Origin of the sequence: Streptomyces sp. IBSNAI002 (genome assembly GCF_052244475.1) — a bacterium.
GTDB lineage: Bacteria > Actinomycetota > Actinomycetes > Streptomycetales > Streptomycetaceae > Streptomyces.
In genome coordinates this window covers 7168560-7194426 of sequence record NZ_JBQPXG010000002.1, presented here as the reverse complement: position 1 = coordinate 7194426, position 25867 = coordinate 7168560, and the positions used below count along the sequence as shown (strand labels likewise).

23 protein-coding genes and 1 pseudogene are annotated in these 25867 nt (G+C 73.5%); 12 read left to right on the top strand and 12 right to left on the bottom strand.

Features of this window, described 5'->3' with window-relative positions:
• Positions 1 to 2 precede the first annotated feature (2 nt).
• Entirely contained in the window at positions 3 to 1283 is a 1281-nt protein-coding gene (locus tag ACTVZO_RS33700; protein ID WP_443301923.1) for a DUF6777 domain-containing protein, read from the bottom strand.
• A gap of 153 nt (positions 1284 to 1436) precedes the next feature.
• On the opposite strand from ACTVZO_RS33700, the gene ACTVZO_RS33695 reads away from it, so the two are divergent.
• The 3 genes from ACTVZO_RS33695 to ACTVZO_RS33685 are packed head-to-tail and all read left to right on the top strand — an operon-like array spanning position 1437 to position 4275.
• Positions 1437 to 2285, top strand: a complete 849-nt coding sequence (locus ACTVZO_RS33695) for a YndJ family protein (RefSeq protein WP_443301922.1) — start codon at positions 1437 to 1439, stop codon at positions 2283 to 2285.
• Positions 2282 to 2815 carry a DUF1990 family protein gene (locus ACTVZO_RS33690; protein ID WP_443301921.1) on the top strand — a complete coding sequence of 178 codons (534 nt, stop codon included), beginning with the start codon at positions 2282 to 2284 and terminating at the stop codon, positions 2813 to 2815. Before ACTVZO_RS33695 ends, ACTVZO_RS33690 begins: the two co-directional genes overlap by 4 nt.
• A 20-nt stretch (positions 2816 to 2835) precedes the next feature.
• Positions 2836 to 4275 (top strand): lipase maturation factor family protein, encoded by a 1440-nt coding sequence (locus ACTVZO_RS33685; RefSeq protein ID WP_443301920.1) that lies wholly within the window; start codon positions 2836 to 2838, stop codon positions 4273 to 4275.
• Here ACTVZO_RS33685 and ACTVZO_RS33680 read toward each other — a convergent pair.
• Both ACTVZO_RS33680 and ACTVZO_RS33675 read right to left on the bottom strand, forming a co-directional pair.
• A complete protein-coding gene (locus tag ACTVZO_RS33680) occupies positions 4261 to 5244 on the bottom strand; it encodes an NAD-dependent epimerase/dehydratase family protein (protein WP_443301919.1) in 984 nt (327 codons plus the stop codon). The two genes, ACTVZO_RS33685 and ACTVZO_RS33680, sit on opposite strands and share 15 nt — an antisense overlap.
• Before the next feature lie 150 nt (positions 5245 to 5394).
• Positions 5395 to 5568 carry a hypothetical protein gene (locus ACTVZO_RS33675; protein ID WP_384228019.1) on the bottom strand — a complete coding sequence of 58 codons (174 nt, stop codon included), beginning with the start codon at positions 5566 to 5568 and terminating at the stop codon, positions 5395 to 5397.
• A gap of 337 nt (positions 5569 to 5905) precedes the next feature.
• On the opposite strand from ACTVZO_RS33675, the gene ACTVZO_RS33670 reads away from it, so the two are divergent.
• Positions 5906 to 6337, top strand: coding sequence for a hypothetical protein (locus tag ACTVZO_RS33670; RefSeq protein ID WP_443303353.1), 432 nt, complete (start codon positions 5906 to 5908; stop codon positions 6335 to 6337).
• Positions 6338 to 6410: 73 nt separating this feature from the next.
• Here the strand turns inward: ACTVZO_RS33670 and ACTVZO_RS33665 are convergent, their stop codons facing one another.
• A complete protein-coding gene (locus tag ACTVZO_RS33665) occupies positions 6411 to 7898 on the bottom strand; it encodes an SDR family NAD(P)-dependent oxidoreductase (RefSeq protein ID WP_443301918.1) in 1488 nt (495 codons plus the stop codon).
• Positions 7899 to 8158: 260 nt separating this feature from the next.
• On the opposite strand from ACTVZO_RS33665, the pseudogene ACTVZO_RS33660 reads away from it, so the two are divergent.
• A pseudogene (locus ACTVZO_RS33660) lies at positions 8159 to 8971 on the top strand (DMT family transporter); the annotation flags it as partial.
• A 24-nt stretch (positions 8972 to 8995) separates the two neighbouring features.
• Here the strand turns inward: ACTVZO_RS33660 and ACTVZO_RS33655 are convergent.
• Positions 8996 to 10300 (bottom strand): transglycosylase family protein, encoded by a 1305-nt coding sequence (locus tag ACTVZO_RS33655; RefSeq protein WP_443301917.1) that lies wholly within the window; start codon positions 10298 to 10300, stop codon positions 8996 to 8998.
• A gap of 185 nt (positions 10301 to 10485) precedes the next feature.
• On the opposite strand from ACTVZO_RS33655, the gene gndA reads away from it, so the two are divergent.
• On the top strand, positions 10486 to 11931 hold the full coding sequence (gene gndA, locus ACTVZO_RS33650) for an NADP-dependent phosphogluconate dehydrogenase (protein ID WP_443301916.1): 1446 nt from the start codon (positions 10486 to 10488) through the stop codon (positions 11929 to 11931).
• Between the two features lie 287 nt (positions 11932 to 12218).
• Here the strand turns inward: gndA and ACTVZO_RS33645 are convergent, their stop codons facing one another.
• The 5 genes from ACTVZO_RS33645 to ACTVZO_RS33625 all read right to left on the bottom strand — a co-directional run bounded on the left by ACTVZO_RS33645 (position 12219) and on the right by ACTVZO_RS33625 (position 15681).
• Positions 12219 to 12854 carry an aspartate/glutamate racemase family protein gene (locus tag ACTVZO_RS33645; RefSeq protein WP_443301915.1) on the bottom strand — a complete coding sequence of 212 codons (636 nt, stop codon included), beginning with the start codon at positions 12852 to 12854 and terminating at the stop codon, positions 12219 to 12221.
• Positions 12851 to 13192, bottom strand: a complete 342-nt coding sequence (locus tag ACTVZO_RS33640) for a GNAT family N-acetyltransferase (RefSeq protein WP_443301914.1) — start codon at positions 13190 to 13192, stop codon at positions 12851 to 12853. Before ACTVZO_RS33640 ends, ACTVZO_RS33645 begins: the two co-directional genes overlap by 4 nt.
• A gap of 13 nt (positions 13193 to 13205) precedes the next feature.
• On the bottom strand, positions 13206 to 13625 hold the full coding sequence (gene panD / locus ACTVZO_RS33635; RefSeq protein ID WP_443301913.1) for an aspartate 1-decarboxylase: 420 nt from the start codon (positions 13623 to 13625) through the stop codon (positions 13206 to 13208).
• Positions 13626 to 13805: 180 nt separating this feature from the next.
• Positions 13806 to 14330, bottom strand: a complete 525-nt coding sequence (locus ACTVZO_RS33630) for a hypothetical protein (RefSeq protein ID WP_443301912.1) — start codon at positions 14328 to 14330, stop codon at positions 13806 to 13808.
• A gap of 115 nt (positions 14331 to 14445) precedes the next feature.
• Positions 14446 to 15681: a PHP domain-containing protein gene (locus ACTVZO_RS33625; protein WP_443301911.1), complete on the bottom strand. Its 1236-nt coding sequence runs from the start codon at positions 15679 to 15681 to the stop codon at positions 14446 to 14448.
• Between the two features lie 134 nt (positions 15682 to 15815).
• Here ACTVZO_RS33625 and ACTVZO_RS33620 point away from each other — a divergent pair, with 134 nt between their 5' ends.
• A complete protein-coding gene (locus ACTVZO_RS33620) occupies positions 15816 to 17744 on the top strand; it encodes a CASTOR/POLLUX-related putative ion channel (protein ID WP_443301910.1) in 1929 nt (642 codons plus the stop codon).
• 45 nt (positions 17745 to 17789) lie between these two features.
• Here ACTVZO_RS33620 and ACTVZO_RS33615 read toward each other — a convergent pair whose 3' ends face one another.
• A complete protein-coding gene (locus ACTVZO_RS33615; protein WP_443301909.1) occupies positions 17790 to 19742 on the bottom strand; it encodes a flavin monoamine oxidase family protein in 1953 nt (650 codons plus the stop codon).
• Between the two features lie 236 nt (positions 19743 to 19978).
• Between ACTVZO_RS33615 and ACTVZO_RS33610 the strand changes: the two genes are divergently transcribed.
• The 4 genes from ACTVZO_RS33610 (at position 19979) to ACTVZO_RS33595 (ending at position 23948) form a co-directional block, all read left to right on the top strand.
• Positions 19979 to 20638 (top strand): DUF2278 family protein, encoded by a 660-nt coding sequence (locus ACTVZO_RS33610; RefSeq protein WP_443301908.1) that lies wholly within the window; start codon positions 19979 to 19981, stop codon positions 20636 to 20638.
• 210 nt (positions 20639 to 20848) lie between these two features.
• Positions 20849 to 21550: a DUF4142 domain-containing protein gene (locus ACTVZO_RS33605; RefSeq protein WP_443301907.1), complete on the top strand. Its 702-nt coding sequence runs from the start codon at positions 20849 to 20851 to the stop codon at positions 21548 to 21550.
• A 14-nt stretch (positions 21551 to 21564) separates the two neighbouring features.
• Complete coding sequence (locus ACTVZO_RS33600) at positions 21565 to 22962, top strand: DUF1996 domain-containing protein (protein WP_443301906.1); 1398 nt, start codon at positions 21565 to 21567, stop codon at positions 22960 to 22962.
• Between the two features lie 182 nt (positions 22963 to 23144).
• A complete protein-coding gene (locus ACTVZO_RS33595) occupies positions 23145 to 23948 on the top strand; it encodes an RNA polymerase sigma factor (RefSeq protein WP_443301905.1) in 804 nt (267 codons plus the stop codon).
• Positions 23949 to 24035: 87 nt separating this feature from the next.
• Here ACTVZO_RS33595 and ACTVZO_RS33590 read toward each other — a convergent pair whose 3' ends face one another.
• Complete coding sequence (locus ACTVZO_RS33590; RefSeq protein ID WP_443301904.1) at positions 24036 to 25043, bottom strand: PucR family transcriptional regulator; 1008 nt, start codon at positions 25041 to 25043, stop codon at positions 24036 to 24038.
• A 66-nt stretch (positions 25044 to 25109) separates the two neighbouring features.
• Here ACTVZO_RS33590 and ACTVZO_RS33585 point away from each other — a divergent pair, with 66 nt between their 5' ends.
• Positions 25110 to 25490, top strand: a complete 381-nt coding sequence (locus ACTVZO_RS33585; protein ID WP_443301903.1) for a hypothetical protein — start codon at positions 25110 to 25112, stop codon at positions 25488 to 25490.
• Positions 25491 to 25867: the final 377 nt, after the last annotated feature.

The window sequence follows — 25867 nt, the reverse complement described above, 5'->3', positions numbered from 1 at the left end:
GGTCAGGCGCTCTCCAGCGAGTAGCCGGGGTCGGAGGGCGACGCCTGCTGTTCCTCCGGGACGGCATAGGGGTCGGAGGGGTCCGAGGGGTAGGCGGGGTCCGAGGGGCCGAAGGGGTCGAAGGGATCGCCCTGGTCCTCCGCCCCGTCGGATGGGGCGTCCGAGGGCAGGTCGAAGGGGTCCTCGGGCAGCGTGTCCGAGGGCCCGTCCGACGGCGGCCGCTGCGGCGCGGCCGGGTTCGTCGGCAGGCCGGGCCTGCGCCCCGGCCCGTCGCCCGGAGCGGACGGCGAGGAGGGGGTGCCGGGCGGGCAGTCCGCGGCCGGCGGGGGTGACGGGGCCGGCGGGGCCGGTACGCCCTGCCTGTTGCCGCGCGGCGTCGGCGGCGCGGTCCGGGCGAGGCTGTTGCCGGTCGGGCTCGGGCAGGGCTCCGCGGGCACGGTCCCGGGCGGGGTGACGGGTCCGTCGGGGATGCCGTCGGCCGGGTCGAACCTGGGCGGCGCCTGCGGGGGCCGGTCCCGGGCACCGTCGTCGCCCTGTTTGCGCTCGATCCAGGTGTTGTCGGCGATGTTGACGATGACCAGGTTGTCGATCACGTGGGTGGTGGGTTCGATGACGACGACCTGGTTGGGCTGGTAGCCGTTCCACGGGTCGCCCTTGGGCACCGGGGAGCCCTTGGGCGCGCGCGGCGCGAGCAGCGGGTTGCCGCAGGCGCAGCGGACCCGGGGCATGCCGTGGTCGTCGACGAGGACGGCGGACCCGGCCTGGAGGACGGACTGGAAGCTGTCGGCGACGCCGTCGCGGAACCCGTGGCTGGTGACCCGGGTGTCGGCCCGCAATACGACGGGGGTGAGGCCGCGGAGGAAGTCGGGGATCTTCGCCTGTTCGATGCCGGAGGCCTCGGCGAAGGCGCGGGCCTTGGCGGCGTCCTCGGTCAGGTAGCGGACCTGCTGTTCCACGTCGCAGCTGCCGAGCCGCTGGGTGCCGCCGTACAGGCCGGGGGTGGCCGCGTTCACCGTGCGGATGCCCTGTCCGGTCGGGTTGGGCAGCGGGGGCTGTACGGGGGCGGACTCGGCGGTGGCCGAGGATGCGGTGAAGGGGGCCGGGCCCGCGGAGGCCACGGGCTGGAGGTAGACGTCCTGGCTCTCGGCTCCCGCGGATCCCCGCTCCCCCTCGGAGCCGCCGCAGCCCGCCGCGAACAGGCCGAGGGCGGCCAACAGAGCGGCGCCGGCCGGTGCGTGACGACGCGGCGCCTGACGAGGTGTCGGAGGTGTCGGTGCGTGCACGTGTATCTCCCTTTTCGCCCCGGTTACTGCCTCTTGTCTGCCGCATCCGCGCGAGGGCCGCAACCGGAGCGCTTCTTGAACATGTTCAAGTAACCCCGTAGAGTCGGCCTCGCGAGTTGAACACGTTCAACACGCTGGGGAGGGGAGACCGTCGTGACGGTACTGGTGAACGTGATCGTCACCCTGGGCATGCTCTACGTGGTCCCGGCCGGACTGCGCCTGATCGACCCGGCCGGGCTGCGCCGGACCGCCCGCCTGTGGCCGCTGCCCGCCGCCCTCGGCGCGGTGTGCCTGTGGCTGCCGCGCGGCCTGCCGGCCACCGTGCTCGCCGCACTCTACGCGGCGGCCTGCCTGGCCCTCGCCGCGCGGGCCCCGGCCGTGCTGCCGCGGGGCCGGATGCCCGGACCGGCCGACATCGCCGCGGCCACCGCACTGGCCTCGCCCGCCGTCGCCGGGACCGCCCTGGTCGCCGAGCGCGCCGGCCACCGGCTCTTCGGGTTCGGCCTCGACATCCTGGCGCTCACCGTGCCCCACTTCCACTTCGCCGGATTCGCGGCCGCCCTGGTCGCCGGACTGGTGTGCCGGGCCGCGGCGCCCGGGCCGGGCGCGCGCTGGGCCGCCTACAGCGTCCCGGCCGGCACCCTGCTCGTACTCCTCGGCTACTTCGTCGGCGACTGGGCCGAACTGGCGGGCGCGGTCGTCCTGACCGGCGGGATGTGGGCCGTCGCCCTGACGACCTGGCGGGAGATCCGGCCCGCCGGACCCGACCGGGTCACACGGGCTGTGCTCGCCACCTCGGCCGTGGTCCTGGTCGCCACCATGCTGCTCGCCCTGTGGTGGGCGGCCGGCGAGGCCACCGGGATCCCGCACCCCACGCTGACCTGGATGGCCGCGACCCACGGCCTCGGCAACGCCCTCGGATTCGCCCTCTGCTCGGTGCTGGCCTGGCGCCGGCTGACCCCAGAGCACCCGCGGACCGCCCGACAGGAGACCACGTCATGACCCGCATCATCAGCGCCGGCCCGGACGCCCTCAGCTACCCCGAGCGGGGTGCGACGGCCCGCAGCCCGCTGCCCGCCGGCTACCACCACCTGCACCACCGCACCCGGATCGGCCACGGGCGGGCCGCCTTCGAGACCGCCGGAGTCGCGGTGACCACCTTCCACGCCCACCGGACCTCCGGGATGCGGGTGAGGGCCGACGCCGGGGCCGTGCGGCCCGGCAGCCGCGCGGTGGTCGGGATAGGCCTCGGACCGCTGCGGATCAGCGCGCGGTGCGAGGTGGTCTGGACGGCGTACGAGCCCAACCGGGTGGGCTTCGCCTACGGGACGCTGACCGGCCATCCCGAGAGCGGGGAGGAGTCCTTCGTCGTGGACATGGAGGCCGACGGCACGGTCTGGTTCACCGTGACCGCCTTCAGCCGCCCTGCGAGCTGGTACACCCGGCTCGCGGGCCCGGTGGTCCCCGTCCTCCAGCGGAGTTACGCCCGCCTGCTCGGCCGCCAGGTGCGCAGGCTGGCAGCCGCGGCCTGACCGGTCCGATACTGGAGGCAATGGACTGGTTCACGGCGCCCGGGTACTGGCTCGGCCGGCTGGTCTTCCAGCGGGCCCTGGCCGGCGTCTACCTCTTCGCCTTCGTCGGGGCCACCTTGCAGTTCCGGGCCCTGATCGGAGCGCGGGGCATGCTGCCCGTGCCGCGCTACGTGCGGCACGTGCCCTTCCGGCGCGCGCCCAGCCTGTTCCAACTGCGCTACTCCGACCGGCTCTTCGCCGGGTGCGCCTGGGCCGGGGCACTGCTGGCCGCGGCGCTGGCGGCGGGCGCCGGGGACGAGGTGCCGCTGGCCGTCGCCATGGCGATGTGGGCGCTGCTGTGGCTGCTCTACCTGTCCATCGTGAACGTGGGGCAGACCTGGTACTCCTTCGGCTGGGAGTCGCTGCTGCTGGAGGTGGGGTTCCTCGCCGTCTTCCTCGGCAACGCCCGGACCGGGCCGCCGGTGCTGGTGCTGTGGCTGCTGCGCTGGGTGCTCTTCCGCGTGGAGTTCGGGGCCGGGCTCATCAAGATCCGCGGGGACCCCTGCTGGCGCACGCTCACCTGCCTGTACTTCCACCACGAGACGCAGCCGATGCCCGGGCCGCTGAGCTGGTTCTTCCATCATCTGCCCAGGCCGTTGCACCGGGTGGAGTGCGCGGCCAACCACGTGACCCAACTGGTGGTCCCCGTCCTGCTGTTCACCCCGCAGCCGGTGGCCTCGTACGCCGCGGGGATCATCGTGGCGACGCAGCTGTGGCTGGTGCTGTCCGGCAACTTCGCCTGGCTGAACTGGCTGACGATCACCCTGGCGCTGTCGGCCGTGGACTTCACGGGGCTCGCGGGGCCGCCCCCGGCCGCCGCCTCGCGTGGCGCGCCGGTGTGGTTCGCGGTGCTGGTCTGCGCGGTGACCGTACTGGTGCTGGTGCTCAGCCGGCATCCGGTGCTCAACATGGTCTCGCGCCGCCAGGTGATGAACCGCTCCTTCGACTCGCTCCACCTGGTCAACACCTACGGGGCGTTCGGCACGGTGGGCCGGATCCGCGAGGAGGTGGTGGTGGAGGGGACCGCGGACCGGGTGCCGCACGCCGACGGGGCCTGGCGGGAGTACGGCTTCAAGGGGAAGCCGGGCGGACTGCGCCGGGTTCCCCGCCAGTTCGCCCCGTACCACCTGCGCCTGGACTGGCTGATGTGGTTCGCGGCGCTCTCCCCCGGCTACGCGCGGGACTGGTTCGGGCCGTTCGTGGAGCGGCTGCTGGCGGGCGACCGGGACACGCTGCGGCTGCTGGGCCACAACCCCTTCCCGGACGCCCCGCCGCGCCATGTCCGCGCCCTGCTCTACCGCTACCGGTTCACCACGTGGCGGGAGCTGCGCGAGACGGGCGCGTGGTGGCACCGCACTCTGGTGCGCGAGTACCTGCCGCCCACCCGGCTCGCCGGCGCGGCCCGGTCAGAGCCCGAGTAGCTCCGCCTCCCGGGCCGGGTCGATGCCGGGCGCCGGCCGGTCGGAGCGCTGCGGGGCCCGTCCGCCGAGCGAGCGGAGCCAGGCCCAGGTGTCGGCCACGGTCTCCTCGACCGGGCGGCACTTCAGGCCCGCGGCCAGGGCCTTGGAGACGTCGCCGCCGTACATGAAGTCGTGCCCCTCCCCTGCCGGGATCCAGACCGGGAGCTCGGTCCAGGGCCGCACTCCGGCCCGCTCGATCGGCTCCGGGCCGGTCCAGCGCAGTTCGGCGCCGCCGCCGGTGGTGGCGGCGCAGGCCTCCAGGAGTCCGCCCATGGTGGCGTGCCCGACGGGCGAGACCGCGTTGTACGCACCGCCCAGCCCGGCGGCGGCCGCGTCGAGGGTCCAGCCCGCGAGGTCGCGCACGTCGATGTACTGGAGCGGGAGGTCCCGCGGGCCGGGGGCGAGGACCGGGCCGCCGCGGGCGGTGCGGTTCAGCCACCAGGGCAGCCGGCCGACGTTCTCGTACGGGCCGAGGATCAGCCCGGCGCGCAGCAGCAGGGCGCGGTCCGCGAAGGCGTCGAGGGCGGCGAGTTCGCCGCCGCGCTTGTCCTCGGCGTAGGCGGTGGACCCGGCGTCGGGCGAGCCCTCCACCACGGGGGCGTCCTCGGCGCTGCCGGCCGGGGCGGGGTAGGAGTACACGGAGCGGCTGGAGACGTAGGCGTACCGGCCGGCCCGCTCGCGCAGCAGGCGGGCGCTGTCGCGCACGGCGGTGGGGGCGCCGCCCCAGGTGTCGACGACGAGGTCCCATTCCCCTTCGGCCAGGGCGTCCAGGCCACCGGGGGCGGTGCGGTCCCCGTGCAGGGCGGAGGTGCCCGGCGGGGGTGCGTGGTGGCCCCGGTGGAAGACGGTCACCTCCCAGCCCCGTTCGAGGGCGTCCTCGGTGATCGCGCGTCCGACGAATTCGGTTCCACCCAGCATCAGCAGCTTCATGTCCCTCAGCGTGCCTGGGCTGCCGGGGCGGCGGAAGTCATGATCGCCGTCAGCGATGACGCTCACGGCGTAGGCGGTCCGGGAGCCGCCGGGGGTGCGGCAGCGCCCCGGTGCGGGTGGGCACGGGGGCGCGCGTACCGCTCTTGCGGGTCAGTCGATGCCGGGCAGGATGTGCGATTCCGCCAGGTCGTCCTCGTACCCCGCCAGCCGGATCGGGGCGGACCGCGCCCAGACCTCAAGGCTTCCGAGCTCGTCGGTCCGCGGCTTGGCCCGCGTTCCCGTCCGCTCCAGCAACGTCGGTTCGGGCTTCGTCGTTTCTGTCACCGCGCACTCCTCTGTGTCGCGTAACCCGGCAGGCGTGCCGCGCCGGGCTGGGAGGAAAGGTTTTCCGGACGCGGTGGCGCCTTGGTGGAGCGTGGCCCGGGTGGGGCCGTCTGATGCCCCACAGTACACATATGAGCGGGCCCCCGCTCGATAGAAAGGCAAAAACCACGTCGCCCTCTTGTTTTCGCCGCGAGTTCAGGAAGTCGTCGGCCCGCGGGTGCGACAAGCATGGTCCGCTCGTGCCCGGATGCGCGCGGGGGCGACGGAGGGAGCGGCGGTGGCGAGGTCCGGAGTACGGGGGTTCGAAGTGCCCCACGTCTCGAGCGTTCCGGAGCTGATGGATCTTCTGCACGCCTGCCGCGACGGCCGTGGACTGCGGACCGCGGCCCTGCTGCGCCGCGCCCACCCGTTCGACAAAGAGCTCCAGATCGCGGGGCTGGTACTGGATCTCGGCGAGCTGCTCCGTCCGGGTGACGCAGCGTTCCCGCGCGATCACGATGTGGCGGAGGCGGTGCGTCAGCTGCTCGGTGAGCGGGTGGCCCGGCTGATCCGCCTGCACGCGCGGGCCGGGGAGGGCGCCGGGTCCGGCGCCCTGGCGGCGGCCGGCCAGGACGGCGAGGCCGCGGCGGCCCTGCGCCAGGCGCACGACGGCGCGGACGCGGCGGGCCCGGAGGCGGGCGAGCTGGAGGACTGGCAGCCGGTGCTGGAACTGGTCGCGGCCGGGGCCTACCGGGCGGCGGCCGGGCGGCGCTTCCTGCCGAGAACCTGAGAAGACCGGCCTCCTCGGCGTGCCGAGGGGGCCGGCCTCAGGGTCGTGGGGGGGCCGCCGGGCCCCGGTGCGGCTACCAGTTCGCGGGCGCGTAGTCCTTCAGGAAGACTCCGAACAGGTCTTCGCCCGCCTCGCCGCGGACGACGGGGTCGTAGACCCGGGCCGCGCCGTCGATCAGGTCGAGGGGGGCGTGGAAACCCTCCTCGGCGAGGCGCAGCTTGTCGAAGTGCGGGCGCTCGTCGGTGATCCAGCCGGTGTCGACCGAGGTCATCAGGATGCGGTCGGTCTGGAACATCTCCTGGCCGCTGGTCCGCGTCACCATGTTCATCGCGGCCTTGGCGGCGTTGGTGTTCGGGTGGCCCGCGCCCTTGTAGCCGCGGCTGAAGACGCCCTCCATCGCGGAGACGTTCACGACGTACGCGCGCCCGCTGGACGCCTTACGGGCGGCCTCGGCCATGGCCGGCCGCAGCGCGCTGATCAGGATGAAGGGCGAGGTGTAGTTGCACAGCTGGGTCTCGAGCAGCTCCACCGGGGAGATCTGGTCGATGGTCTGCACCCAGGTGTTGCTCTGGACGACGTCGGGGAGCAGGCCGCCCGCGTCGATGGCGGTTCCGGCGAGGTGCCGCTCCAGGCTGGCGTTGCCCGCCACCAGGGCCAGGTCGGCGACCTTCTGGGCCTCGAGCCCGCTCACGCCGACGGGCAGCGCCGCCAGGCCGTCGACCGCACCGGAGTTGAAGGCGCCGATGACGTGGTGGGCGGGGAGCTCGCCGGCCGGCAGCGGGGCGCCCTCCCCCTCGACCAGCGCGGCGTACGCGGTGGGCAGGCGGCGGACGGTCTGCGTCGCGTTGTTGATCAGGATGTCCAGCGGACCGGCCTCGGCCACCTGCTCGGCGAGCGCGACGGACTGGGCCGGGTCGCGCAGGTCGATGCCGACGACCTCCAGGCGGTGGATCCACTCCGCCGAGTCCTCCATCGCCTTGAAGCGGCGGATGGCGTCCTTGGGGAAGCGGGTGGTGATCGTGGTGTGGGCGCCGTCGCGCAGCAGCCGCAGCGCGATGTACATGCCGATCTTGGCCCGGCCGCCGGTGAGCAGGGCGCGCTTGCCGGTGAGGTCGGCGCGGGCCTCGCGCCTGGCCCGGTTCTCGGCGGCGCACGTCTGGCAGAGCTGGTGGTAGAAGTAGTCGACCTCGACGTACCGCGTCTTGCAGATGTAGCAGGAGCGCGGGCGCTGGAGTATCCCGGCGATCCGGCCGGCCTCCGTGACCGAGGAGGGCAGCAGGCCCTCGGTCTCGTCGTCGATGCGCTCGGCGGAGCCGGTGGCGGTGGCCTCGGTGACGGCCTTGTCGTTGGCGGTCTTGGCGGCGCGGCGCTCCTGGCGGCGGCGCTGCTTGACCGTGCGGTAGAGACCGGCGGTGGCGCGGCGTACGGTGATCGCGTCCGGGTGGTCGACGTCGAGCTTGTCCAGCTCGTCGAGCACGCTGAGGCAGAGGGCCAGCCGCTCGGGGTCGATGCCCGGTCCGTATGCGTGCCCGTAGTCCTGGCTGTCTTCGGTCACCGTCATGGCCGCTGCCGTTCCTTGATCACTCGTCCGCATCCGCCTGCTGCGGAAGTCCTCAAAAGGGAAACTGTACGGATCGGACGCGCCCGGGACCAAACCCATCGGCACGCACCTCACACGGTGCGAGCACATGACTACTCCGCGCATTCGCACGGGTCTTGCCGGCGCGCAGACTCGAGTACTCCCGTACTACGCCAGGAGTATGACCAGTGACCGCCTGTGGGCTGAGGAATAGCGAAGTCCGGTCGGGCATTGTGGACTTCATGAGTGCACTGGCGCTGTCGGTCCTGCTCTGCCTCGTGTCCGCTCTGGCGTACGCGGGCGGCGCGATCGTCCAGGAAAGGGTCGCCGCGACGACGCCGGACCGCCCGTACGCACCGCTGCGGCGGGGCGGCTGGTGGGCCGCGGTGGCGCTCAACGGACTCGGCGCCCTGCTGCACGTGGCGGCCCTCGCGTACGGGCCGCTGAGCCTGGTCCAGCCGCTCGGCGCCCTCACCATCGTCTTCGCCCTGCCGCTGGCGGCCGTCTTCGTACGGCGCCGGGCGGGCGCCGCGGCCTGGCGCGGCGCGGTGCTGGCCACGGCGGGCCTGGCCGGTCTGCTGGCCCTGACCGGCGGCGACGGCCGGGCGGAGCCGACGCTCGCGGGCGGTGAGCGCAGTCTGCTGCTCCTCGTGACCGGGGCGGCGGTGGCGGCGCTGTTCGCGGCAGCGCACCGGATGCGCCGGGCGGTGCTGCGCAGCGTGCTGCTGGCCGCGGCGGCCGGTACCGCCTTCGGCATGGCCTCGGTGTTCACCAAGTCGGTGGCGGAGGGCTTCACCGGCGGGTCGCCGGGAGACCTGTGGCCCGGTCTCGCGGCGATAGCCCTGCTGGCCTCCGGCGGACTGCTGCTCTCGCAGGCGGCCTACCGGGGTGCGGGGCTGACCGCCCCGCTGGCCGCGGTGACCGTGGTCAATCCGGTGGTCGCGGCGACGGTCGGCCTCACGCTCTTCGACGAGGGCTTCCGGTACGGGGCGGCCGGCACGGCGGCGGCGCTGGCCAGCGCTGCGGTGGCGGCCGCCGGACTGGTCCTGCTCACCGCCGTGCCCTCCCACGTACGGGGGTCAGATGTCGACCCCGTGGGCCCGGAGGTACTTCAGCGGGTCGATGTCGGTGCCGTAGCCGGCTCCCGTCCGCATCTCGAAGTGCAGGTGCGGTCCGCTGGAGTTGCCGGTCGAACCGGAACGCCCGATCCGCTGGCCTCCCGACACCTGCTGCCCGGCCTTGACGCCGAGCGCCGACAGGTGGGCGTACTGGGAGAAGCGGCCGTCGGTGTGCCGGATGACGACCTGGTAGCCGTACGCACCGGCCCAGCCGGCGGAGACGACCTGGCCGGGGGCGACGGACTTGACGGTGGTGCCGGTCGCCACCGGGAAGTCGACGCCGGTGTGGTAGCCGCTGGACCAGGAGGAGCCGGCGACGCGGTAGGCGGTGCCGAGGGAGGCGTCGACGGGGGCCGAGTAGCCGCCCGAAGCCGGCTTCTGCTGCGCTGAGGCGGGCTGCTGCGCGGGCTTCGCGGTGTTCTCGGCGGGCTTGGGCTTCTCGGCGGGCTTCTCGGCCGGCTTCTCGGCGGGGGTGGGCGCCGCCTCGGCGGGCTTCTCCGCCGCCGGCTCCACGGGTTTCACGGGCTCGGCCGTGCGCGGCGGCTTCTCCGGGTTCTGCGCGGGCGGCGCGGCGGTGATCCGCAGGGTGAGCCGCTGCCCCGGGAAGATCAGGTTCGGGTTGCCGCCGACGGTCGCGCGGTTGGTCTCGTACAGCGCCTGCCAGCCGCCCTCGACGCGCTGCTCGGTGGCGATGACCGAGAGCGAGTCACCGGGGGCGACGACGTACGGGTTCGGCAGCACGGACGTCCCGGTCGGGCGGGGCGCCGGGGCCTGCTGCCCGGCTGCCGCCGCCTTGGCCTGCTGCGGAAGGACCGGCTTCTGGGACTGGGCCTGCGCCTGCTTCTGGGACGGGGCCTGCTTGCCCGGTGCGACGGCCGGGGCCGGGCCGCTGCGGCTGAGCCCCGCCTTCTTGCCGCACTGGGGCCAGGCCTGCGGTCCCTGCCCCTTCAGGACCTTCTCGGCGACGGCGATCTGCTGGTCCTTGGTGGCCAGGTCGGCGCGCGGGGCGTAGGCGGCGCCGCCGAAGGCGCGCCAGGTGCTCTGGCTGAACTGGAGTCCGCCGTAGTAGCCGTTGCCGGTGTTGATCCGCCAGTTGCCGGTGGACTCGCAGGCGGCGACCTTGTTCCAGGTGTCCACGGACGCGGCATGTGCGGTTCCGGCGCCGATGAGCGGGAGCGCGAGCCCGGCGCCACCGGCGGTGACGGCGAGCGAGGCCCGGTTGATGCTGCTCGGCTGATACCGGCGGTGCCGGCCCCGTACACCCATGGGAGCCCCCATCGAAGACATCAGGAACCGCACAACTTAACGTGCCGATCAGGGCATGACAAGTGGCGCAACAGGGCGCTCTCCAGGGGAATTTGACGCCCTCTCGGCTCGGTGGCCGCCGTCGGGCGGCCGTCCGGATGTAGCGTCGGTCATCCCCGCACACCGAAGCACGCAGGAGCGCACGCATGAGCACCAGCACAGCCCAGATCGGCGTCACCGGGCTCGCGGTGATGGGCAGCAACCTCGCCCGCAACTTCGCCCGCAACGGATTCACCGTGGCCGTCCACAACCGCACCGCCGCGAAGACCCGGGCCCTGGTGGAGGAGTTCGGCCACGAGGGCTCGTTCGTCGCGGCCGAATCCGCGAAGGAGTTCGTCGACGCGCTGGAGCGCCCCCGGCGCATCGTCGTCATGGTGAAGGCCGGTGACCCGACCGACGCCGTGATCCGCGAGTTCGCCCCGCTCCTGGAGGAGGGCGACGTCATCATCGACGGCGGCAACGCGCACTTCCTGGACACCCGGCGCCGCGAGAAGGAGCTGCGCGAGCAGGGCATCCACTTCGTGGGCGTGGGCATCTCGGGCGGCGAAGAGGGCGCGCTGCTCGGCCCGAGCATCATGCCCGGCGGCTCCGAGGAGTCGTACGCCTCGCTCGGCCCGCTGCTGGAGAAGATCGCCGCGAAGGCCGCCGACGGCACGCCGTGCACCTCGCACATGGGCCCGGACGGCGCCGGACACTTCGTCAAGATGGTGCACAACGGCATCGAGTACGCCGATATGCAGCTCATCGCCGAGGCCTACCACCTGCTGCGCGAGGTCGCGGGCTACTCCCCCGCCCGGATCGCGGAGACCTTCCGGGAGTGGAACCGGGGGCGCCTGGACTCGTACCTGATCGAGATCACGGCGGAGGTGCTCGCGCACACGGACACCGCGACGGGCCGCCCGTTCGTGGACGTGGTGGCCGACGCGGCCGAGCAGAAGGGCACCGGCCGCTGGACCGTGCAGATCGCCCTGGACCTCGGCGTTCCGGTTTCGGGCATCGCCGAGGCGGTCTTCGCCCGCTCGGTCTCGGGCCACGCCGACCTGCGGACGGCCGCCCGGGGGCTCCCGGGCCCGGCGGCCTCCGCACTGCCCGCGGAGGAGGCCGACGCGTTCGCCGCCCAGGTGGAACAGGCCCTGTACGCCTCGAAGATCGTCTCGTACACCCAGGGCTTCCACCAGATCCGGGCCGGGAGCGAGGAGTACGGCTGGGGTGTGGACCTGGGGGCGGTGGCCTCGCTGTGGCGCGGCGGCTGCATCATCCGGGCCGCGTTCCTGGACCGGATCCTGGCCGCGTACGACGCACGGCCGGAGCTGCCGAGCCTGCTGGCCGACGCGGGGTTCGCCGACGAGATCGGCGCGGCCCAGCAGGACTGGCGGGCCGCCTTGGTCGCGGCGGTGCGCCACGGCATCCCGGTGCCCGCCTTCTCCGCCTCGCTCGCGTACTACGACGCCCTGCGCGCGGACCGGCTCCCCGCCGCCCTCACCCAGGGGCAGCGGGACTTCTTCGGGGCGCACACCTACCGGCGCACCGACCGCGAGGGCTCGTTCCACACCCTCTGGAGCGGTGACCGCTCCGAGGTCCAGACGGGCTGAGCCGGCTCAGCTCCAGGGCCCGGGCTGCGGCACCGGCGCGGGCCCCGGCGGCGGGGGCACCGGGTCCGGCTCCGGGACGGGGCCGGGCACGGGCGGCACCGGCCGCGGCATCGGCGCGGGGTCGGGGAAGGGGGTGGGGTCCGGATTCGGCTCGGGCTCCGGAACGGGCGGCTGGGTCTCTTCTCGTGTTCGCACCATATGGCCCATTTTCCCGCGATGCCGCGAGGAATGCCCCCGCGACGCCACGCGATGCCCCGCGTGCCCCTGCGGCGCCCCCCGCGCCGGTCCTAGAGAGCCCCCGCCCGCCGCAGTCCCGCGGCCAGGCCCGGTGCCGGGCTGGACAGGACCGGGAGCCTCGTCGTGACGAGATCCGCGGCGCCGGCCATGGAGGCCTGGGCCAGCACGATGACGTCCGCGTCGGTGACGGCGTCGGCGGCCGCGGCCACGCGGGCCAGGTAACCGGCGGTGTCCCCCGCTTCGAACCGCTCCCAGGCCCCGTCGACCAGGTGCGTGCGGATCGCCGTCGGCCGCCCGCCCGCCTCCTCGGCCAGCAGCTCCGCGGTCGGCGCGAACGTCGACTCCACCGTGGCCAGTACGGCGATCCGCGCACCGGCGCGCACCGCGGCGGCCGCCATCGGCCGGTCCAGGCGGAGCACCGGGGCGCCGAGCGCGGGTGCCAGGCCCTCGGCGGTGGCCCCGATCGTCGAGCAGGTGACCAGCACGGGCCCGGGGCCGGCCGCGGCGAGGGCCTCCAGCACCGCGGGAGCCACCGCCTGCGGCCCTTCGACGCGGGCCCGGTCCAGCAGCTCCGGAACCACCAGGTGGCGCAGGACGGCCCCCGGGTGGTTCCGGTCCCGCAGCGCGTCGAAGACGGGGACGTGCGCGGACGAGGTGTGCAGCAGGCCGAGTCCGGGCCCGGTCACCACTGCGAGCTGTCCCCCGCCAGCTGGGCCTTGGCCGCGGCCACCACCTCGGCCGGGGCCTCGGGGGCCTCGTCGGGGTGTTTGGCGGCCCAGGCCGCCGCGTACGGGCAGAGCGGGACCACGGGCACGCCTTCGGCGGCGGCGATCCCGTAGAAGGTCTTCACCAGCCCGCCCGCGATGCCCCGGCCCTCGTGGCCGGGCTCGACGACGGTGTGCACCGCCACCAGGGCGTGGGGTGCCGCGGCGAGCACGAAGTAGGCGATGAACCCGACCACCGCCCCGTCCTCGGCCGCCAGCAGCCGTCCCGCCTCGCGCGCGTCCTCGAACTCGATCGCCACGATCCCGCTCCTCTCAGACAGCCACGGCGTGGGGGCTGCGCTCCTGGTCCGTGCCCGGCACCGGGGCGGAGGGGTCCGCACCCAGCTCGACGATCCGGTTGTCCGCGTCCACGTGCACGACACGGGGCGTGAACTCCCGTGCCTCGGCGTCCTCGACCTGCGCGTAGCTGATGAGGATGACCAGGTCCCCGGGGTGCACCAGATGGGCGGCGGCGCCGTTGATCCCGATCACCCCGGATCCGCGCTCCCCTTCGATGACGTAGGTCTCGAGCCTGGCCCCGTTGGTGATGTCCACGATGTGGACCAGCTCCCCGGGCAGCAGGTCCGCCGCGTCCAGGAGATCGGCGTCGACGGTCACGGACCCGACGTAGTGCAGGTCGGCCTGGGTGACCGTGGCCCGGTGGATCTTGGACTTGAACATGGTGCGAAACATGAAAAAGCTCCCCAGATGTCTGCTCCCTGCCCGCTTCGTGCAGGTCAAGGGCGGTCTTCGGAGCCTACAACGATTCGCATCCCCGGTCAGCGGTCCCCCGTCCTTTCCGGACTCGGACGCGACCGATCGCCGACCGGGCCGGTCCGCGGCGGCGCCCGTGGTGGCGGCCGTGGTGGTGCTTCAGTGGCCCGCGGCCGTCTTCACCACCGCGACGGCCGTGCCGATCGCCGCGTCGATGGCGCCGGCGAGGAGCGCGAAGGCCGTTCCTCCGCCCATGCGGATGCCGCCGTAGCACCCCCACGCGAACAGGGTGGCGACGTTGACCCCGGCTGCCACGAGCAGGGCCGTGCGCAGGCTCATCGCTCCGGTCGCCGAGAGACCGACCAGGAGGAGCGGGCCCGCCGCGGACAGCAGCAGGGGGCTGCTGACGAAGAGCATCTCGCGCAGTTCCCGGCCCCTCGCGAGCGCGCCGTGCATCACGCGGTGGGCCTGCTGGTCCGCGACGAGCGCCGCCAGCCACAGGCCCACCGAGGCGGTCACGACCGTCGCGGCGGCGCCGAAGGCGTCCGCGTGGCCGCCGGCGGCCAGGCCGATGACGACGGAGATCATGGTGATCGTCGCGTACAGCCGTTCCTTGAGATGGGCGGCGGCCGTCTGCGTGGCCGCCCCGTCCGCCCCGTCCGCCCCCTCCGCACGTTCCGTCACAGGTTCCTCTCGAGCGCGGCGATGTTGCGACAGGCCTGTCGTACCGGTCCGGGCCGCCGCGCGTGCGGCGACGCGCGTGATCTTCACCCGTTCGGGAGGGGGCCGGGCACCCGCGTCAGGCGTCCTTGCGGGCCAGGAAGCTCCGCAGCCTGGTCAGCGGCCAGGTGTTGACCACGTCCTCCTCGGTCAGCCAGCCGCGCTGGGCCGTCGCGACCCCGTAGCGCATGTACGGCAGGTGCGTGGTGGCGTGCGCATCGGAGTTGACGGCGAACTTCACGCCGTACCGCTTCGCCCGCAGGATGTCCTCGTCGCACAGGTCGAGCCGCTCGGGGTGCGCGTTGATCTCCAGCACGGTGCCCGTGCGGGCGCAGGCCCGGAAGACTGCGTCGAAGTCGGCGTCGATGCCCGGGCGTTTGCCGATCCGGCGCGTCGTGGGATGGCCGATGACGGCGACGTGCGGGTTCTCGCAGGCCCGGACGAGGCGGCGGGTGAGTTCCCCCCTGCTCTGGTTGAAGTGGGAGTGGACGGAGGCCACGCAGAGGTCGAACTCCGCGAGGAACGCGTCGGGCCAGTCGAGGGTGCCGTCCGGGCCGATGTTGAGTTCCGTGCCGTGCAGCAGCCGCATCCGGTGGTGCGTTCCGTCCAGCGCGCGGACCCGCTCGCGCTGGGCGAGGATCTTCTCGCTGGTCATGCGCTGCATGGACAGGTTCGGGGCGTGGTCGGTGACGGCGTAGTACGCGTAGCCGCGGGCGGCCGCGGCGGCGACCATGTCCTCCAGCGGCGCCAGCCCGTCGGTGAGGTCGGTGTGGGTGTGCAGGTCGCCGCGGATGTCCTTCTCCGCGATGAGGTCGGGGAGTTCGCCGCGCAGCCCGGCCGCGATCTCGCCGCGGTCCTCGCGCAGGGTCGGCGGTATCCAGGGCAGCCCGAGCCTGGCGTAGACCGCCTCCTCCGTCTCCGAGGTGACGTTCTCGCCGCTCCCGGAGTCGAAGAGCCCGTACTCGGAGAGCTTGAGGCCCAGCTCCTCGTACAGCAGCATGGCCTTGCGGGGGCCGAGCCCCGGGATCGCGACCAGCTCGCGCACTCCGGCAGGTACGGACGCCCGTGCCTCGTCGACGACGGGCATGCGGCCGGTGCGCAGGTATTCGACGATCTTGTCGGCGACCGACCTGCCGACGCCCGGGATCTCGCGCAGGCCCTTGGCGTCGAGCGCCGAGACGTCCTGGGGGTGGCCGCCGACGGCGCGGGCGGCCTTCTCGTAGGCGCGGGCCTTGAAGGCCTCCCCGCCCCGGATCGCGATGAGGTCGGCGTACTCCTGGAGGAGCGCCTCGACCTCGTCGTTGGCTCGGGCCATGCCTCCAGAGTGCCCCCGCGAGCCCCGGGAGGGCACGCCGGGGTCCTGGCCTCCTGGTCCACCCGTAACCGATCGGGCGTCGCGGGGGTTGGCACGGAGGCCTCCCAGAGACCGCCGATCCGAAGGAAGCTCGTATGGCGCAGGAGCACACGACGGCCCTCCGGCGGCGCCTTCGGTACCGGTTCGACCATCTGGTGGCAGGGGGGACCGCCGCGCTGATCGGCTGGCTGGCCCTGGCCTGCCTCGCCGTGGTGGTCCCGGCGAGCATCGTGCTGGTGTGGGCCGACCGTTCGGCCCCCACGACCCTCTCCGGCCGGCTCACGGCGGTGTGGGTCAGTGTCGGGCAGACGCTCAAGATCGGGGGCGCGGTCGGGTCGCCCGTCTACGTGCTGGCGTCGGTGGCGCTGGCGCTCGTCGCGCTGCTGTTCGTGTCGACGCTGGTCAGTCTGATCACCACCGGGATCAACCGGCGCATCCTGTCGCTCCGCCTCGGGCACTCCACCGTGCTGGAGGCGGGGCACACGGTGGTGCTGGGCTGGTCCGACCAGATCTTCCCGGTGGCCGGGGAGCTGGTGGCCGCCCACGCGAACCAGCGCCGGTCGGCGATCGCCGTCCTCGCCCCGAAGGACAAGGTGGAGATGGAGGACGAGCTCTCCACGCGCATCACCGACCGGGGCAGGACCCGCATCATCTGCCGCAACGGCAGCACCACCGACCCCACCGAGCTGGTCAGGGTGAGTCCGCGGACCGCGAAGGCCGTGCTCGTGCTGCCGCCCGCCGGACGGGCCGGCGACGCCCACGTGGTGAAGACGCTGCTCGCCCTGAACGCGGCCGTGCCCGAAGCCGGTCGCGGGGCGGTGGTCGTGGCCGCCGTCCGGGACGGCCGCAACCACGCGACCGCCAGGCTGGCGGCCGGGCCGGGCGGGCACGTCCTGTGCGTCGACGACATCATCGCCCGGCTCCTCGTACAGACCGCCCGCCAGCCGGGCCTCTCGCTCGTGTACCAGGAGCTGCTGGATTTCGCGGGCGACGAGTTCTACACCGCCCCCGCCGGCGCGCTCGCCGGGCGCGCCTTCGGCGAGGCGCTGCTGGGGTACGCCACGTCCTCCGTGGTGGGTCTGCTGCACGCCGACGGGAGCGTCGCGCTCAATCCGGGGCCGGACACGACGATCGGCGCGGACGACCGGGTCATCGTCATCTCCCGGGACGACGACACGGCCGTGCCGCTGGACGTGTCCTCCTGGGTGGAGGAGGACGCGATCGTCACGCCCCTGCCCCGGTTCGCCCTGGCCGAGCGCCTGCTCCTGCTCGGCTGGAACCGCCGGGCCCCGTTCGTGGTGGATCAGCTCGACCAGTACGTGAGCCCCGGAAGCTCCCTCGACGTGGTGGCCCTCGAGGAAGGGGACGGCGGCGGCTGCACGACGGCCACCCGGCGCCGTCTCGACGTCGTCTTCCACGGCGGCGACATCACCGACCCCCAGGTCCTCGCCAAGCTGGACGTGCCGTCGTACGACAGCGTGATCGTCCTCGGTGAGGCGGAGCCGGTCGCCGCGTGCCGGGCGGCGGGCACGTGCACGAGCGCCGAAGCGGAGGAATCGCCGGCGGACGACAGGACGCTGGTGACGCTGCTGCACCTGCGGGCCATCGCGGACGGCGCGCGGTGCGAGCTCGCCCTCACCACCGAGATGTCCGACGACGGCAACCGGCTCCTCGCGCCCGCCCGGGAGGGCGCCGACTTCATCGTCAGCGGCAGGCTGATCAGTCTTCTGATGACCCAGATCTCCGAGAGCCGCTACCTCGCCGCCATCTTCGAGGAGCTGTTCGACGCGGAGGGCGGCGAGTTCCACCTCAAGCCGGCCGCCGAGTACGTCCGGGCGGGCCGCGAGGTCTCCTTCGCCACCCTCGTGGAGTCGGCGCGCCGCCGCGGTGAATGCGCGGTCGGCTACCGGCTGCGCGCGGGGGCGGCGACGGGACCCGGCCACGGGCTGAGGATCAACCCCGACAAGCGGGAGCGGGTCCGGCTCCACGGGGAGGACTGGCTGATCGTGCTCGCGGGAAGCTGACGGCGGCTGCCGCGGGGGCGGCAGCCGCCGGAGCACGCCGGCCGGTCAGGGTGCCAGGTGGACCTCCAGCGCGGTCCGCACCGCGGATTCCAGGGCTCCCTCGATCCAGGCGGGCTTGATGGAGGTGTGGCACCCCGCGAAGTGCAGGTTCCCCTCGGAGGAGCGGACGTGGGGGAACAGTTCGGTGTGCTGGCCGGGCAGCAGCACGGAGGCCTCGCCGTAGGCGTACGGGTCGCGCATCCAGGACTGGGTGCGGCCGACTCCGGTGTAGAACACCTCGATCCGCTGCCCGAACACCTCCTGGACCCCGGCCAGGGCGCGCGGGTAGCGCTCCTCGTCGTCGAGGGAGTCCCACTTCAGCGCGTCGTCCGCCCAGCTGTAGGAGGCGAGGACCACGCCGCCGGCGCTGCCCTCGACCGGGTAGGAGGGCTGGAACATGAAGCGGTTGGGGTTGTCCGTCGCCGAGCCGCCGCCGATGACGCCTGCCGCCTCGGGCTGGTCGCGGGTGACGGGACGGCAGGCGGCGTAGTGGGCGCGCTGCGCTTGCGAGATGCGGCCCTCGGGTACGGAGGGGTGGGCGCCCAGCAGGCCGCCCTCCTCCGGGGTCCGCGCGGTCTGGTACTTCCGGTAGAGGCCCGGCTGCACGGCCTCCAGCTCGCGCTTCCAGTCCGCTTCGTCGAACTCCCACCAGCGGCGGCTGAATTCGAGCAGCACCTTGGTGGCGGCGTCGTAGTGCAGTTCGGTGACCGCGCGCCGCTTGCCGTACGAGAGGGCGGGCGCGACCGGGATGTGGCGCAGTCCGGAGAAGGGGACGGTGATGATCGCGGTGTCGGCGGTGAAGGTCTCGCGCCGCACCGGGCTGCCGCCGCGGCCCTCGGAGACGGTGTCGACGCTGACCTTGCCCTCGCCGTGGGTGATCCGGGTGACGCGGCGGTCGAGCCGCACCAGGTCCTTGACCCGGGCGTAGAGCGCGTCGGCCAGGGTGGCGGTGCCGTCGGGCAGTTCGAAGAACGCGGTGTCGGGGCTGATCAGCGAGGCCCCGATGAAGCTGTGCACGAAGGCGAGGTGGAGCCGGGAGGTGAGGTTCTCGACCGTTCCGATCAGGTCGACGGTCCGCTCGTCGAGCTCCGCGACCTCGGTCAGGTAGCGGTACATCGACATGTGGCCGTAGCGCTGGATGACGCGGGCCCAGCCCTCGACGAGCTCCTTGTCCTTCTTGCCCTCGATCTCCTTGCGCACGGGGGCGAAGGCGCCCCGCACGATCTGCGCGGCGGGCACGGACTCGTAGGCCGCCGGGACTCCGAAGGAGCGGTTGAGCGTCTGCGGGCTGCGGGCGTAGTCCGCCCGGCGCACGCGGATGCCGTTGACGAAGATCCAGGTGCGGTAGGCGGGGCGGCCCGCGCCGTCCACGTCCACCAGGTGGAAGCGCCTGCGCTTCAGACCGAGGCTGTCGATCAGCCCGGTGACCAGCGGATGGCTGTCGGGGATGCGCATGGCGCCGGCCTCGGCGTACTGCTTGGGGTCCGCGAAGGGCGCGGCGGCCTTCTCGTGGCCGCCGGTGCGGAAGGTCTTGATGCGGCCGCCGACCCGGTTGGCGTTGGCCTCGACGACGGTGACCTGGTGGCCGGCCTCGCGCAGGAGGTGGGCGGCGGTGAGTCCGGCGGGCCCGGCGCCGACGACGAGCACCCTCTTGCCGGGGCGGCGGGAGCGGGGCAGGCCGTTCTTCAGGAGGATGTCCGCGTAGCGGGGTACGAGGGGCTGGTCTTCGTCGTCCCGCACGAGGATGGCCCGGGCGATGGTCAGACAGGTCTTCCAGTCGGGGCGTGCGGAGCCGGACGGCGCCTGCGGGGTCCCGGCGGACGCTGCCGCGACCGAGAGCGCACCGGCTCCGGCGACCGCTGCCGCGCCGGCGATGACGGTGCGGCGGGAGGGGCGGCGGACCGGCGCCGGTGCGTGCTCGGCCGGGGCGTCGGGGCTGGGGGGCGGGTCGATGATCATGGAGCAACTCTTGCGGGCCTCACGGGCCTTGAGCACCGAAAAGCGGCCGGGCGGGGAACATCCACCCGGACGTGGGGCGCGGGCCGCCGGAGGCTGACGAACTGGGTTTCGTACGGGAGACGGCCGAGCCCCGGCGGCCCGCCCTGCCGGCCCGGCCCTGACCCCGTCCTGATGGCGCAGTCCTGATGGCGCAGTCCTGATGGCCGTGCCCTCCGTCCGCTGGGAGACTCGGGGACATGCCCTTCGACGACTACGGCGTTCTGTGCGGGACTCTGCGGCAGCACTTCCGCGACACCCCCGACACGGAGGGCGCGTGGTTCCACGTCAACCTCAGGGTCGAGGCGCCCGACGGCCGGTACAAGTGCGCCGTGGACGTGGACAGCCACGACTCCGCGACCGGGGTCCAGTGGAAGGTCTTCACCGTGGACGCCTCGGCGCTCGGCCCGGTGGCGGCGCTGGCTCCCGGCTACCACGACCTCGCGCGCAAGGCCGGGTCCGGCGCCCTCGACTACATCCGGCACCCGGCCCTGCGCAGCGGCCCGAACCTGCCCGCGCTCCCGCTGCCCCGCCTGCTCCGGGACCTCCTCGGCCGGTGGCTGCGGCCGTCCCGGCCCTGGACGTCGGGGTCGAACCTCGACGCCGCGCTCGCCCTCGAACCGATCCTCGTCGTCGGCCGGCCGGTCCTGGTCTTCGGCGAGCCGTTCAGCGCCGGGCTGGGCATGCACAACATCCACCAGAACCAGGGCGACCCGCTCGGCAGCCAGTGGTGGGACGAGAACGGCACCTGGCAGGACGGGGCGACCATGACCCGCCGCCCCGACGGCCGGTACGACGTGTTCCTGAACAAGTTCTCGACGCAGAAGGACCGTACGGACGCCGCCGGACACCCGGTCTAGGCCGCCGGGCGGGCAGCACGCAGCGCGGCAAGATATCAGCCCTTCGGGGACTCGCCCGGATGTTTATCCAATGGTGATGGTCCTGCCGCCAGGCCACCACCCGTGGCACTAGCGTCCCGTGACACCCCGGGAATGCGGGTGTGCACCGCACGGCACGTGCGGACCCTCCTGCCCCGCTGCCCCTCCCGGCCCACGGACCTAGGAGGCACTGTGCTGTCATTCGGGCGGCGTTCCATCAGCAGGTTTTCGGTCGCCACGAGGTACACGATCGGCAGCGGCTTCGTCATCACCGCCCTCGCCGTCACGCTGATCGCGCTGCTGATCCCCGTGGACAGGTTCGGCACGCAGGCCCCGGCCTCGGCCGCGCGGCCGGCCGCCGAGGACGACGGCGCCGGAATCATGAGCACGGCGTACGGGCCGCTGACCCCCGCGGACCGGGACTTCGTGCGCAAGGTGCGGCTCGCCGGCCTGTGGGAGCTGCCCGCCGGACGGCAGGCCCAGCAGCGCGGGACGCGGGCGACGGTGCGCACGGCCGGCGAGCACCTCGTGGAGGGGCACACCCAGCTGGACCGGCAGGTCATCCAGGTCGGCCAGGCCCTCGGGGTCGACCTGCCCAACCAGCCGACCGAGCAGCAGCGGGGCTGGCTGGGCCAGCTGACCCGGGCCCAAGGGGACGAGTACGAGCGGCTGTTCATCCAGCTGCTGCGCCGAGCGCACGGAAAGGTGTTCGCGCTGCTGGCCCAAGTGCGGGCGCAGACCCGCAACTCCATGGTCCGCGCCCTGGCCACCTCCGCCAACACCACGGTCCTGGACCACATCACGGTCCTCGAGGACAGCGGGCTGGTCGACTTCGACGCGCTCAACGTCCCCGACGGGACTCCTGCTCCGTCCGATGTCCGATCGACGAAGTGAAGTGAAGTGATCGCATGAGTGAAAAGGGCCATAAACGCCCCCGGTTGACGAACAAGCTGCTGGCCGTGGTCTCCGCGCTGGTCCTGGGCGGGGGCGGGGTCGCCGTCGTCGCGGGCAGTGCGAACGCGGGTCAAGGCGGCCGCCTCGACGGGGGCGGGGAGGCGCAGGTGACCGCCACCATCGACTGCCCCGACGTCGGCGACCGGCTGACCTCCGTACCCGACCAGGCCCGCGCCGAGGTCGACGATGGCCTCGCCCAGCTGGACGTCCAGGTCGCCGACGCCTACCGGAAGCTCGCCGCGGGCGAGGCACGGGGCGAGGAGCTCGTCGGCGGGCTGCGGCAGCAGCGCGACGCGACCATCGGCCGCATGTCCGACGCGATAGCCCGCTCCGCGGCCCGTCCGGAGGAGCTGAAGGACCTGAGCGGCTGCGAGGTGAAGCAGGCGGCCGCGGAGGACGACGCGGGGGCCGGAGCGCAGAGCGCCGAAGCGGCGTCCGGCCAGGGCGCCGCCCGGAGCACCGGCGGCAAGGGCGGCCCGGCGCGCAGCGACTTCGTCGCCATCGGCAAGGTACGGCCCAACGTGCGCACTCCCGGGGCCTCGGCCGGGGCCTCCACGGGGTCCTTCAGCTCGAGCTGCGGACGCAACGAGAACGGCCACTTCAACCCCGACAACGTCATCGTCGCCCCCGGCGTCTCCAACGGCGCCCACCACATGCACGACTACGTGGGCAACAAGACCACCGACGCCTTCTCCACCAACGACAGCCTCGCCGCCTCCGGCACCACCTGCACCAACGGTGACCTGTCCAGCTACTACTGGCCGGTGCTGCGGCTGCGCGACGGCAAGGCGGAGCGGGACGCGCAGGCGCCGGGCGGCGGCCAGGACGCGAACGTGGGCACGATCCTGCGGCCCAAGCAGGTGACGATCAGCTTCAAGGGGAGCCCCGCCGGCAAGGTCAGGGCCATGCCGCGCTTCCTGCGGATCATCACCGGCGACGCCAAGGCCTTCACCAACGGCACGGCCAACGCCAACGCCTCCTGGAGCTGCACCGGATTCGAGAACCGGCAGCTGAAGGACAAGTACCCGATCTGCCCCAAGGGCAGCGACGTGGTGCGCACCTTCACCTTCCAGAGCTGCTGGGACGGGCGCAACACCGACAGCGCCAACCACCGCACCCACGTGGCCTTCGCGAACCGCGACGGCCGCTGCCCGAAGGGCTTCACCGCCATCCCGCAGCTGGTGCAGCGGATCACGTACGGGGTCGCGCCGGGTGCGCGGTTCGCCGTGGACAGCTTCCCCGAGCAGCTCCACAAACCGGTGACCGACCACGGGGACTTCATCAACGTGATGTCCAACGGCCTGATGAACAACGCGGTGGACTGCATCAACAGGGGGCGCACCTGCCGCTGACACAGCCGTTCCACGATCTCCCGGACGGGGTGCGACTCCTCCCCCATGCACCGCGCCCCGTCCGGGAAAGGTGTTGGCCCGAAGCCGACTTCGGGCCAACGCCGTACACGTGTGTCCGGCCCTTCCCCGCACGCGAACCCGAGCCCGAACCCGAACCCGAACCCGAACCTGCTTGGAGTGCCGTGTCCGCCTCTCGTGAATCCGAGGACGATCCGGAGCATCCGGCCGCCCCCTCCGACGGAGAACTCACCCGGCGGCTCAGGAGGGGATACGGCACGGGCACCGCCGACGCCGCCGTGTGCGACCTCCTCTACCGGCGGCACCGGCGGGCCGCCCTCGCGTACGCCCGCACCTGCTGCCGCACCCCGCAGGACGCCGAGGACCTGGTTTCGGAGGCCTTCGCCCGGACCTTGCAGGCCGTCCGCTCCGGCGCGGGACCGCGCGGTCCCTGGCGCGCGTACCTGCTGGCCGTCGTCCGCCACACGGCCATGCAGTGGCGCGACGGCGACGGCAGGACGCTCCTGACGGCGGACTTCGACACCTGGTGCCAGCAGGCCGCGGCCGGCGGCGATCCGCAGCGCCGGCTGCTGGCCGGCGAGGACCGGCGGCTCCTGGCCCGTTCCTTCCGGACCCTGCCCGCCCGCTGGCAGGCGGTCCTGTGGCACACCCTCGTCGAGGAGGACTCGCCGCACGAGATCGCCGTGCGGCTCGGCATCACCCCCAGCGCGGTGACCTCGCTGGCGTTCCGCGCCCGGGAGGGACTGCGCGAGGCGTACCTCCTCGCCCATGTGGACACGGTGGACGGCGGGCGCTGCGGGCACTACAGCCACATGCTCGGTTCGGCGGTCCGGCGCGGCCGTACGCGCCAGCCCCGCGCCCTGGCACGCCATCTGGCCGGGTGCGAGGACTGCGCACGGTCGTACGAGGAGCTGCTGGACCTCAGCTCGGCGATGGGCGGGGCGGTGGCGGTACCCGCCGCCTCGTGAACGGCGGCCGGCCCGGCCCCCGTCCTTCCGGGGGCCGGGCCGGCCACGTGCCCTCCTGCCTCTGCGCCCGCTCCTGCTCGGCTGTTCTCACAGGCCGTTGACGCGGGCCATCCGCCCGACGACCAGCGGGGTGAAGTCCGCCGTGACCACGCGCGCCGTCCTGCGCCCCACCCGCGAGTGCTGACGCCGCACCTGGGCCATCAGCCGGCGGCTGCGCAGGGCCATCTCCAGTTCGAACCGGGTGCGGGGATCGCGCAGGCCGGGCCCGAAGAGCTTCTCCAGCTGCCGCATGCGGTAGCGGACGGTCTGCGGGTGCACGCTCAGCGCCTTGGCGGCCTCGGGTGCGCCGCCTCCCTCCAGCCAGGCGAGGAGGGTCACCTCCAGCCGCTCGCTCTGGCGCGGGGTCAGGTCCGCCAGCGGCCGCAGCCAGCGGGCGGCCAACGCATGGGCCAGCGGCTCGTCCTGGAGCAGCAGCAGGGTCGAGAGGTGGTCGTCCACGAAGACGGGGCGGGCGTCCAGGCCCGCCCGGGCGGGTGTCAGCGCGAGCAGGCGCAGGGCCCAGCGCAGCGAGGACGCGGTGTCCCGGAGCGGTACCGCGTGGCCCACGGCCGCGAACCGGCCGCGCAGCGGGAGTTCGAACGGGGCCCGGGTGTCGGGATCGGGGCTCGGGACCAGCAGGCAGGGGCGGCCCGCGAAGGTCCCGGCGAGGGCGTCGTCCAGTACGGTCGCCAGCTGCTGGGCCTCCCCGGGCGCGGCCGGCGCGATGGCCCGTACGGCCACCGGGAGGGGCCAGCCGGCCGCGTCGGCGAGCTCGGCGAGGGAAGTGCCGGAAGGGGACCGGTCATCGGTGAGCGCCGCGAAGAGGTCCTGTCGGGCACGGTCGGCGCCCGGCCCGAGGGGCGGCCGGGTGCGGCGCCCGTCGCCGTGCGTGCCGTCCTGCGCGCCGTCCTGCCGGTCGTGGTGGCTCGCGTGGTGCCTCGCGTGGTCCCTGACGTCGTCCGTGTCGTGGGGCCTGGCGCCGTCGCCGTCGTGGTGCCTGGCCCCGTCCCGCTCGTCGTCCCTGGCTCGGTGCCTGTCGTGGTCCCTTCCCGCCACGACCTCCAGGGCAGCGTGCCGGTGCCCCGGGTCGACGCCCCGGGGCAGGGCCGGTGTCCGCCGCGGGTGGCGGTCCTGATCGCCGTCCTGATCGCGGTCCTCGCGCCGGTCCCCGTGCCGGTCCTCCTCCGGGTGCTGGTGCTGGTGCTGGTGCTGATCCTGCTCCTTGCCCGAGGGGCAGCCGCGGGTGTCGCGGTACCCGAGTGCGGTGAGAAGGGCTTCTTCCACCTGCCGTCTGAGCAATTCGTCGTCGATGGCATCGTTGTCATCGACAAGGGCGGAAAATTCCGGAATTCCATGCAGAAGCTCCTCCACTATCTCCGCGGCCAGCGCGGGGAGTTCCCGTCGAAGGACGCGGGTCCACTCGCCGCGGGGGCGGGACCAGATGCGGTTCAGAAGTTCGCACATCGTTTCCTCGTTCGTGCCGGGGTGAGGCCTGTCCGGTAGCGGAGGACAGGCCCGCCGAGGTTGCCTCTCGCGCCAACATCCGTGCCTGACAAGAGAGTTGTGGCCCCTCGTACTCCCTCCTGGAGGGGTCCGACCCCATTCGGTCCCGCGGTTTTGCCGTGATTTTGCCGTCGGGGACGCGTAGGCGGCGGGTGGCGCGGTGGCCAGTCGCAACCTCCGCTGGAGGGGAATCTTCCGGTGTTGTTCGACACCCCGGAGACGCGGTCGCGAGAAATTATCACGTTTCGATAAATCCTGTGGAGGCGCCGTGTAGCTCCACGATGCTTCTGCACTCCGGCCCCTAGCTCCTCGGCCGGCGCAGGAATTTCACAGCGCTGCCGGGCACGAGCGACAACGACCCCCGGGTGCCGAGCGCC

What these genes read in the sequence shown, in the direction of transcription:
- ACTVZO_RS33690 (WP_443301921.1), top strand. Translation starts at nt 2,282, where the DNA reads ATGACCCGCATCATCAGCGCCGGCCCGGACGCCCTCAGCTACCCCGAG.
- ACTVZO_RS33685 (WP_443301920.1), top strand. Translation starts at nt 2,836, where the DNA reads ATGGACTGGTTCACGGCGCCCGGGTACTGGCTCGGCCGGCTGGTCTTC.
- ACTVZO_RS33680 (WP_443301919.1), bottom strand. Translation starts at nt 5,244, where the DNA reads ATGAAGCTGCTGATGCTGGGTGGAACCGAATTCGTCGGACGCGCGATC.
- ACTVZO_RS33670 (WP_443303353.1), top strand. Translation starts at nt 5,906, where the DNA reads ATGGATCTTCTGCACGCCTGCCGCGACGGCCGTGGACTGCGGACCGCG.
- ACTVZO_RS33665 (WP_443301918.1), bottom strand. Translation starts at nt 7,898, where the DNA reads ATGACGGTGACCGAAGACAGCCAGGACTACGGGCACGCATACGGACCG.
- ACTVZO_RS33655 (WP_443301917.1), bottom strand. Translation starts at nt 10,300, where the DNA reads ATGGGTGTACGGGGCCGGCACCGCCGGTATCAGCCGAGCAGCATCAAC.
- gndA (WP_443301916.1), top strand. Translation starts at nt 10,486, where the DNA reads ATGAGCACCAGCACAGCCCAGATCGGCGTCACCGGGCTCGCGGTGATG.
- panD (WP_443301913.1), bottom strand. Translation starts at nt 13,625, where the DNA reads ATGTTTCGCACCATGTTCAAGTCCAAGATCCACCGGGCCACGGTCACC.
- ACTVZO_RS33625 (WP_443301911.1), bottom strand. Translation starts at nt 15,681, where the DNA reads ATGGCCCGAGCCAACGACGAGGTCGAGGCGCTCCTCCAGGAGTACGCC.
- ACTVZO_RS33620 (WP_443301910.1), top strand. Translation starts at nt 15,816, where the DNA reads ATGGCGCAGGAGCACACGACGGCCCTCCGGCGGCGCCTTCGGTACCGG.
- ACTVZO_RS33615 (WP_443301909.1), bottom strand. Translation starts at nt 19,742, where the DNA reads ATGATCATCGACCCGCCCCCCAGCCCCGACGCCCCGGCCGAGCACGCA.
- ACTVZO_RS33610 (WP_443301908.1), top strand. Translation starts at nt 19,979, where the DNA reads ATGCCCTTCGACGACTACGGCGTTCTGTGCGGGACTCTGCGGCAGCAC.
- ACTVZO_RS33600 (WP_443301906.1), top strand. Translation starts at nt 21,565, where the DNA reads ATGAGTGAAAAGGGCCATAAACGCCCCCGGTTGACGAACAAGCTGCTG.